The following is a 6,813-nucleotide window of genomic DNA, read 5'->3' as shown; positions in this document are numbered from 1 at the left end:
TTTGCCCCTTTATCCGCGTGGGGGGTTTGCCCCCTCTCCCTTCTTGTTCTCCCCCCTTTTTTTTCTCCCCCGCGTTCTCGGGTACCCCCACCCCGGCGGCTCCCCCCCCCCGGGGGGGGCCCCCCCCCCCCGCGGTGGGCGGTCAGGACGCGATCAGCTCGTCGATCTGGTTGATCGCCGAGGACGCCCCCTCGACGACCCCCATGTCGAGAACCTGCTGCAGCGCGTCGGCGGTCGGGTAGGTGCTGACGTAGGTGGCGCGGGTGCCGCCGTCGTGCTCGGTGAACGCGTAGACGCTCGTCGACACCGGCAGCGCGGTGTTGGGAGTGAAGTCCTCGTTCGCGAAGCCGTCCTCGAAGGAGAATCGGTTCGGCTCGTCGACGTCGATGACCTGCCAGTACCCGGCGAACTTCTCGCCCTCCGGGCCGGTCATGAAGTAGGTCACCCGGCCGCCAGGGGCGAGGTCGTGGTCCACGACCGTCGCCGGGAAGGTCGGCGGACCCCACACCTTCTCCAGCTGGCGCGGGTCCGCGTAGATCTGCCAGATCCGCGCCACCGGAGCGGGGAAGTCGGCGATGATGGTCAGCGTCCGGTTGTCGAGATCGTGCTGGACGTTGGTCACAGGCATGGCTCAGTCCTCCATGATCGAGTCGGTTGCAATGAGTTCGTCGATGCGGGCGATGCGGCCCCGCCACACCTGCTCCAGCTCGGTGAGCATGGATGCCACCGACCGCACCGCCGTCACGTCGCCGCTGGCCAACTGCTCGCGACCACTGCGTCGCTTGGTCAGCAGGCCGGCCCTTTCCAGCACCGCGACGTGCTTCTGTACTGCCGCGAAGCTCATTTCGTACTTCGCGGCGAGCCCGGAGACCGAGTGCTCACCCGCCAGCACGCGGCGCAGGATGTCGCGCCGGGTCCGGTCGGCGAGCGCGTGGAACAGGGCGTCGGCCCGGTCCTCGTCATCTCCGTTCACGAGAACAAACATACAACCAACTGGTTGTACATTTCAAGGGGGGCGACCCCCAGACAGCACGACACCGCGACCGGCAAGCCGATCGCGGTGTCGATCCGGGTGCTACGACGCCGCCGTCTCCGTCGCCCACCGGTAGTCCGCCTTGCCCGCGGGGGTGCGCTTCACCTCGTCGACCACCACGATCGACCGCGGAACCTTGTACCCGGCCAACGTCTCCCGGCAATGCTCCTGCACCACCTCGAGGGTCAGCTCGGGCGCGTCGGGATAGGTCGCGATCACGGCGGCAACCTGCTGCCCCATCCGCGGGTCGGGCACCGGCACGACGAGCGCATCGGAGATCGACGGGTGCGCGTGCAGCGCCGCCTCCACCTCCTCGGCGAAGACTTTCTCGCCGCCGGTGTTGATGCACTGCGAGCCGCGGCCGAGGAACACGATCGTGCCGTCCGCCTCCACCCGGCCCATGTCGCCGAGCACCGACAGTCGGGTGCCGTCGGACCGGGTCGGGAACGTCCGGGCCGTCTTCTCCTCGTCCTTGTAGTAGCCGAGGGGAACGTTCCCGATCCGGGCGATGTAGCCGATCTCATCGGAGCCGGGCTCGATCTCGTTGAGCCGCTCGTCGACGAGCACCTTGCTCGGCGACGGCGGCATCCGCAGGGTGCCCGCCTCGTCGATCGTGAACGCCCCGTCATTGCCCGACTCGGAGGCGCCGAAGTTGTCGCGCAGCAGCAGATCCGGCTTCACCGCGAGCATCCGGTCGCGGACGGCGGTGGACCAGATCGCACCCCCCGAGGTGATCGAGAACAGCGAGCTGTAGTCGACCTCCCCCTGCCTGCGCTCCAACTCGTCGACGAGCGGCAGCCCCATGCCGTCGCCGACGATCAGGATCACCTGCACCCGGTCCTTCTCGATGGACTCGACGACCGCCTTCGGCTCGAAGTCCCGCCGGAGCACCACCCTGGCACCGAGGGTGAAGAAGGTGAACAGCGAGTACAGGGCGGCACCGTGCATCAGCGGCGCCGCGATCAGGAACGCGAGCTCCGGGAACTCCTTTGCCGCCGCGGCGACCTCGGCGAGGTCCTGCCGCGGTTCGTCGCCGTACGGGTTGCCCCCGGAGAGCGGCTTGCGGAAGAAGTCGTCCTGCCGCCACATCACACCCTTCGGGTAGCCGGTGGTCCCGCCGGTGTAGAGCAGATACAGGTCGTCGCCGGAGCGGGTCGGGAAGTCCGCGGCGGGCGACTGCTCACGCGCGTCGGCGAACGCCACCACCGACACCCCCCGCTCCTGGGCGGCGTCACGCAGTTCGTCGACGGTCTCCCCGACGACGAACACGGTCCGGACCAGCGGGCACGACCCGAGCAGCGCGGCGAGGGTGCGCTGATGCTCCGGGAGTTCGACGATCACCGCTGCGGAATCGGAGTTGGTGAAGATGTACTCCAATTCGGCGGGCGTGTAGCGGTAGTTGACGTTGATCGGCACCGCCCGAATCTTGATCAGCCCGAGGATGCTGGTGACGTGCTCGACGCTGTTCTTCAGGAACAGTGCCACGTGCTCGCCCGCCGCGATGCCCGACTGCGCCAGATGATGGGCGGTCCGGTTGGCCTCGGCGTCGAGCTGCCCGTAGGTGAGCTCCACGTCTTCGTAGGTCAACGCGACCCGATCCGGAACCGCGGAGGCAACCGTCTCGACCACGTCCGCGAGGTTGAACTTCATGATTCGTCCCTTTCCCAACAGCAAATACGTCGAGCCCGATGACCGGAACCTAACGTCCCCGCGCGACTCCCGAAGCAAAACGAACCATTTGATGTCCGGATCCGGCGCGGCCGTGCCGCACAATGGTCGTCCGTGAGCACAGTGGACGAGGTGGCCCCCGATGTCTTCCGCGTAGCCGGAACCGCCGTCAACGCGGTGATCCTGCGGGACGGCGCCGCGCTGACCCTGATCGACGGCGGCTACCCGCGGGACGTCGACACCATCGAACGCGCCGTCCGCTCCCTCGGCCGCCGCCCCGAGGACATCGAGGCGATGCTGCTCACCCACGCGCACATCGATCACATGGGTGCGCTCGCCGCGTTCCATGACCGCTGCGGCATCCCGGTGTACACGGATCCGACCGAGGTGGCGCACGCGCGCCGCGACTACCTGGAGCAGGCCACCGCAACGGACTTCATCCCGATGCTGCACCGGCCGGGGGTGTTGCCGTGGCTGCTGCGCATCGCCAGGGCTGGCGCGACGCGGAAGGTATCCCTCGGCGGCGCCCGCCCATTCCAGACCAGCGGCGCCCGCCCATTCCGGACCGGCGGGCCGCTCGACCTGCCCGGCGCCCCGGTCCCGGTCGCGACGCACGGCCACACATCCGGGCACACCGCGTTTCATCTGCCGCAGCACCGCGTCGTCATCACCGGCGACGCCCTGGTCACGGCGCACCCGCTGTCCACCGCCGTGGGGCCGCAACTGCTTCCGCCGGTCTTCGACCACGGCGGGCCGGACACCCTCGCCGCGCTCGACCACCTCGCCGCGCTCGACGCCGACGTCATCCTCCCCGGGCACGGCCCGGCACTGTCCCTGCCGATCGCCGACGCGGTCGCCGAGGTTCGCGAGCGGGAACGCCGCTGACCCCCTCCCCTGCCGTCCCGCCGGGTGGGATCGCCGGTGCCGGTCCGCGGCGGGCGCGGGCAGGGTGGCAGCGGTGAACGCAACCGAATCCGTGGTCGAAATCCAGTCCCTGCTCGCCCGGGTGGCGCACCTCGCCGACGACGGGACGGTCGAGGACTACCTAACACACTTCACCGCCGACGCGGTGTGGGAATCCGCGCCGAACCCGACCACCGGGATGCCCGCACAGATCAGGACCGGCCGCGCGGAGATCGAGGAGGGGGTGCGGACCAGGCGCGCCTCCGGCATCCAGGGGCCGGGGTCCGCGACCCGGCACGTGCTGACGACGATCGCGGTCGACCCCGGCGGGGACGACCCGGACGTTGCGACCTCGACGGCGTACTGGACGTTCTTCGTCGACACCACCACCGCCGCACGACTGTCCAGCGTCGGTCGATACGACGACACCCTCCGCCGGGTGGACGGCCGGTGGCGGCTCGCGCACCGCCGGATCACCATCGGGTAGCCCGCCGAAACCGCCGCAGCGGCCCGCTCCCCGATGGAGGATGAAGTCGTTTCGCTTCATCCGAACTGAGGAGAACAATGGGCAAGCTCACCGGCCAGGTCGCGTTCATCACGGGCGCGGCCCGCGGCCAGGGACGCGCGCACGCGGTGGCGATGGCGGCGGAGGGCGCCGACATCATTGCCGTCGATCGCTGCGCACCCGTCACCACCGCGGGATACGGCATGGCCACCGAGGCGGACCTCGCCGAGACCGTCGCGCTGGTGGAGGCCACGGGCCGCGGCATCGTCGCGTCGGTCGCCGACACCCGGGACCTCGACGCGCTGCAGAAGGCCGTCGACGCGGGAGTCGAACGATTCGGCCGACTGGACATCGTCGTCGCCAACGCGGGCATCGCCGCGTCACCGAAGCTCTCCTGGGACCTCACCCCGGACGAGTTCCGCGAGATGATGGACATCAACGTCACCGGCGTCTGGCAGACCACCAAGGTCGCCGTCCCGCACCTCCTTGCAGGCAACCGGGGCGGTTCGATCGTGTTGATCAGCTCGATGGCCGGGCTCCGCGGCGTGCCGGGCATCGTGCACTACTCGGCGGCGAAGCACGCCGTCCGGGGACTGGCGAAGTCGCTGGCAAACGAGTTGGCGTGGGCAAACATTCGGGTCAACTCGGTGCACCCGGGGAATGTCCGGACCACAATGATTGACAACGAGCCGATGGTGCGCGGATTCCGCCCCGACCTTGAGAACCCGGTCCTCGAGGACACCGCGGGGGTGATGCAGAAGCTGAACCTGCTGCCGCAGCCGTGGCTGGAGGCCGAGGCGGTCGCCGACGCGGTCCTGTACCTGGTCGGCGATACCGGCCGCGGCATCACCGGCATCGCGCTGCCCGTCGACCTCGGCACGTCGGAGAAGTTCGGCGGCGGATAGGCGTCACACCCGATCTGGTCGGTTCTCGGTCGGCGAGGGAAGCGAAATGATCGGCACCAGACCGGCATTCGCGGGATCGTCGAGCGGGTTGGATCGGCGCCAGTGCACGCTGCCGCGGGCGGGTGCGGTGACGTCGACGGAGCGTTCCGTGCCGTCCGGCGCCCGCGCGACGAGCGCACGGCTGGCGATCCAGCGGGTGCCGTCGTCGCCGCGGGCCTCGTTCCGTCGACCGGAGATCGCCGTCACCCGAGTCACGGTCTCCGAGTCGTCGACCGGCCGGAGCCGCCGATCCCGGTCAAGGACCCGCACCGGGTGGGGGTCGGCGTCGACGCGAACCGTGCCGTGCCGACGGTCCCCGCACAGCATCGGCGTGGTCCGGCCGAGGAGGTAGAGGGAGCCGTCGTCCAGCACGCTCCGGCCGCCGACGGTGCTCACCCGCTCGACCGTCACCGTGGCGGTCCCGGTCCGGTCACAGCGGAACACGTCGTCGGCGGAGACGATCCAGCATCCGTCCGGGTCGGCGTGCACGGCCCGCGCCCAGCCCCACCGCTCCGACACCTCGATCGGCACCGGCAGCAAGTACTCGACGACTCGGTGCGGGTCGGCCGCCGTATCGACATGCAGCAGAATCGGATTGGATCTGTCCATTACCCACACGTCGATGCCCGAGACGGACACCGATCCCGGCACGAACGGCGTCCCGAGCGGCGGAACGTCGTCGAGGTCCAGGTCGACCAGCACCCCGGTCGGGACGAATCCGTCCGCGTCCGACTCCAGGGTCGACCAGAATTGGTGCGGGGTCGACTCGACCTCGGTCAACCGCTCGGAGCCGCCGACGGCGCGGACCCCGGTGTCGGTGCGTTCGAATCGCTTCCGCACCACCCGGATTCGGCGCACTTTCCCGCGGGTCGGCGGCGGATCGTCCTGCCCCTCGGGGAGGTCGAGGACGAACGCGGCGTCCAGGTCCACCCGGCGCGGCATCGGCCGTTCCGACCACCACCGCGCGGCCCAGCCGTCGCCCGACACCTCCAGCAGCCACCGCAGGCCGTCCCCGCCGTCCACCGGGCTGCGGCCGTACGCCGGGCGCACCGTTGCGCGGACGGGCCTCGTCCATGGCGGCGGCGGGTCCGCGTCGGCGGCGAGGGCGAGGGCGAGGGACACCTCGATCACGTCACCGACCGCGGGCGGTGCCAGCGACCGATCATCGAGAACCCAGCCGGGAACGAAAACGGGCAACGCGTGACGTGCCATGTCGGCGACCATCATTCGACCCCGCGCACTAGGAGAACCAACGGACGACGCCGTCGGGTGCGGGGCTACCTTGTCTCACACCCTAGCCCATCGAGGGTGCCTCAGTGCGCCATGCGGGCCGCGGGGCGCCCGTCGCGGTAGCGTTCCGATTCCGACAGGCCACCCCAGATCCCGTACTGCTCACCGATGTTCAGCGCATGCTGCCGGCATTCCAGCAGGACCGGGCATTCCGCGCACAGCGCCTTGGCGGTGCGGATCCGCCAGGCGCGGGTGGGGCCCCGCTCGCCCTCGGGGTGGAAGAAGGTGGCGCTGTCCATGCCGCGGCAGCGCGCCCGCAACTGCCAATCCCAGGCGTCGAGGGTCGCGGTGGGCAGGGTGCTCGTCGTCCCGAGTCGAGCCATTGCCATGGCCGCGCGTCCTTCCGTCGGGTCGTGGGGTGGGGTCGGCGGGGATGTCAGCCCAGGGCGCGCAGCCGCGGCGCCAGATCCCGCTCAAACAACTCCAAGAACCGCCGCTGATCATGCCCGGGCGCATGAAACACCAGATGG

8 protein-coding genes are annotated in these 6,813 nt (G+C 70.1%); 3 read left to right on the top strand and 5 right to left on the bottom strand.

The genetic code is table 11. From position 1 onward, the window contains the following. Window positions 1–142: 142 nt before the first annotated feature. From ACFWQG_RS19630 to ACFWQG_RS19620, 3 genes are all read right to left on the bottom strand, one after another. A complete protein-coding gene (locus ACFWQG_RS19630; RefSeq protein ID WP_378509324.1) occupies window positions 143–628 on the bottom strand; it encodes an SRPBCC domain-containing protein in 486 nt (161 codons plus the stop codon). A 3-nt stretch (window positions 629–631) separates the two neighbouring features. Next, the gene (locus ACFWQG_RS19625) at window positions 632–985 is read right to left on the bottom strand and encodes an ArsR/SmtB family transcription factor (protein ID WP_378509323.1); all 354 of its coding nucleotides are present in this window, start codon (window positions 983–985) and stop codon (window positions 632–634) included. A 90-nt stretch (window positions 986–1,075) separates the two neighbouring features. Beyond that, window positions 1,076–2,683: an acyl-CoA synthetase gene (locus tag ACFWQG_RS19620; protein ID WP_378509322.1), complete on the bottom strand. Its 1,608-nt coding sequence runs from the start codon at window positions 2,681–2,683 to the stop codon at window positions 1,076–1,078. 132 nt (window positions 2,684–2,815) lie between these two features. Here ACFWQG_RS19620 and ACFWQG_RS19615 point away from each other — a divergent pair, with 132 nt between their 5' ends. The 3 genes from ACFWQG_RS19615 to ACFWQG_RS19605 all read left to right on the top strand — a co-directional run bounded on the left by ACFWQG_RS19615 (window position 2,816) and on the right by ACFWQG_RS19605 (window position 5,014). Beyond that, complete coding sequence (locus tag ACFWQG_RS19615; protein ID WP_378509321.1) at window positions 2,816–3,586, top strand: MBL fold metallo-hydrolase; 771 nt, start codon at window positions 2,816–2,818, stop codon at window positions 3,584–3,586. Between the two features lie 73 nt (window positions 3,587–3,659). Further along, window positions 3,660–4,091, top strand: coding sequence for a nuclear transport factor 2 family protein (locus ACFWQG_RS19610; protein WP_378509320.1), 432 nt, complete (start codon window positions 3,660–3,662; stop codon window positions 4,089–4,091). 77 nt (window positions 4,092–4,168) lie between these two features. Further along, complete coding sequence (locus ACFWQG_RS19605) at window positions 4,169–5,014, top strand: mycofactocin-coupled SDR family oxidoreductase (RefSeq protein ID WP_378509319.1); 846 nt, start codon at window positions 4,169–4,171, stop codon at window positions 5,012–5,014. A gap of 3 nt (window positions 5,015–5,017) precedes the next feature. On the opposite strand, the gene ACFWQG_RS19600 is transcribed toward ACFWQG_RS19605, so the two are convergent. Together ACFWQG_RS19600 and ACFWQG_RS19595 are read right to left on the bottom strand one after the other, a co-directional pair. Then, window positions 5,018–6,265 carry a DUF6578 domain-containing protein gene (locus ACFWQG_RS19600; protein ID WP_378509318.1) on the bottom strand — a complete coding sequence of 416 codons (1,248 nt, stop codon included), beginning with the start codon at window positions 6,263–6,265 and terminating at the stop codon, window positions 5,018–5,020. Window positions 6,266–6,366: 101 nt separating this feature from the next. Next, complete coding sequence (locus ACFWQG_RS19595; protein WP_378509317.1) at window positions 6,367–6,672, bottom strand: WhiB family transcriptional regulator; 306 nt, start codon at window positions 6,670–6,672, stop codon at window positions 6,367–6,369. Between the last annotated feature and the right edge of the window lie 141 nt (window positions 6,673–6,813).

Origin of the sequence: Rhodococcus sp. NPDC058532 (assembly GCF_042719255.1) — a bacterium.
Taxonomy (GTDB): domain Bacteria; phylum Actinomycetota; class Actinomycetes; order Mycobacteriales; family Mycobacteriaceae; genus Rhodococcus_G.
This window is presented reverse-complemented; position numbering and strand designations above follow the sequence as displayed.

Excerpts from the sequence above, each read along its gene's own strand:
- ACFWQG_RS19630 (WP_378509324.1), bottom strand. The coding sequence starts at position 628 with ATGCCTGTGACCAACGTCCAGCACGATCTCGACAACCGGACGCTGACC.
- ACFWQG_RS19625 (WP_378509323.1), bottom strand. The coding sequence starts at position 985 with ATGTTTGTTCTCGTGAACGGAGATGACGAGGACCGGGCCGACGCCCTG.
- ACFWQG_RS19620 (WP_378509322.1), bottom strand. The coding sequence starts at position 2,683 with ATGAAGTTCAACCTCGCGGACGTGGTCGAGACGGTTGCCTCCGCGGTT.
- ACFWQG_RS19605 (WP_378509319.1), top strand. The coding sequence starts at position 4,169 with ATGGGCAAGCTCACCGGCCAGGTCGCGTTCATCACGGGCGCGGCCCGC.
- ACFWQG_RS19600 (WP_378509318.1), bottom strand. The coding sequence starts at position 6,265 with ATGGCACGTCACGCGTTGCCCGTTTTCGTTCCCGGCTGGGTTCTCGAT.
- ACFWQG_RS19595 (WP_378509317.1), bottom strand. The coding sequence starts at position 6,672 with ATGGCAATGGCTCGACTCGGGACGACGAGCACCCTGCCCACCGCGACC.